We start from the raw sequence: 1,123 nt of genomic DNA, 5'->3' as shown, positions 1-1,123 counted from the left end.
GCGGCCTGCTCGGCCGCCGACTCCGCCCGCCGCGACAGCGCCGTCGCCGCGCGGACCCCCGTACGACGGCGCGCACCACGACGACGCCCGAACGCCCAGGCGGCCCACGTGGGCCCACCGGCGAGCGCACTGAACAGCACCCAGGCGACCGGGACATCGGCCACATGGTCACTGACCACCACCAACCCGGCCAGCCCGGCCACGACGAAGGGCGCGACACGAGGCCGCACAGCGGCGCGACGGCTGGTGCCCGCAAGGCGCTGTCGCGTGACCGTACGGGCCGCCACCGACGCGGCCCGAGGCCGGGCGATCGCACGCATGTCAAGCGCTCGTGCAAGACGAAGCGGGGTGTCCGCACCCACGTTGCCCGCGAAGTGCAGCCGAGCGCCGGCAGCACCGACGGCAGACGAACAACTGGCCCGGGCGCCGCCACCGACAGGGCGCACCAAACAAATACCGCCGGCGCCCCGGACGCCACGCACGAAGCAGACATGCGCACCGGGCCCACCAACCTCGGGCCCCACAGTCGTACGGCGGGCCGCCACGAGGCCGAGACCGCCCGAGTCGGAGACGATACGCACGAAGTGGCCCCGGACGCCGGACGCGCCCCCGAAACCCGCAATCACCCGAACGCCCGGCACGAACCCGGGCCCGACAATGCCACGGATGCCACGGATGCCACGGATAAAGCGGGCTTGAGCCCCAGGCACGAGTCCACCACCCACACCGGCAGTCGTACCGGCAGAGCACGCAAGACAGCCCGGGCCGGCGCCCGGAAAGCCGTGGCCGCAGGCGCCGGTTTCCGCAGCCCCACCAACGACCCGCACAAACCCGATCCCGGCCCCGCCACGGACGGTAGGGGCACAGCGAACCCGAACCCCGAGCGCAACCTCGCCTCGGCCACCGGCCCCGGCAGCGCCCCCCGTACCGACAGAACCGGCGAGGCACCCCCAAGTGCCGCCCACCAGGCGGTGAACGCGGGCACCGGAACCCACCACCCCACGAACACCCGACGCAGAATCGGAGCCGACGGCACCACGGACGGTCTGCACACAGCAAACCCGAGCACCGAACACAACTCCGCCCCCGCCACTTGCCTTACAGTCACCGCCGCCCGCACCAC

At 73.3% G+C, this 1,123-nt stretch carries 1 protein-coding gene and 1 pseudogene; one reads left to right on the top strand and one right to left on the bottom strand.

All coding sequences use genetic code 11. The annotated features are described in order from the left end of the window. A partial coding sequence (locus tag GT354_RS07425) for a hypothetical protein (protein ID WP_161355455.1) occupies positions 1 to 320 on the bottom strand: 320 nt, incomplete at its 3' end. Between the two features lie 375 nt (positions 321 to 695). Here GT354_RS07425 and GT354_RS53605 point away from each other — a divergent pair. After that, positions 696 to 1,123 (top strand): annotated as a pseudogene (locus GT354_RS53605) (hypothetical protein); the annotation flags it as partial.

This window comes from Streptomyces sp. SID3343 (genome assembly GCF_009865215.1).
Taxonomy (GTDB): domain Bacteria; phylum Actinomycetota; class Actinomycetes; order Streptomycetales; family Streptomycetaceae; genus Embleya.
Note: the sequence above shows the minus strand (reverse complement) of the source record. Positions and strands in the feature narration are given on the sequence as shown.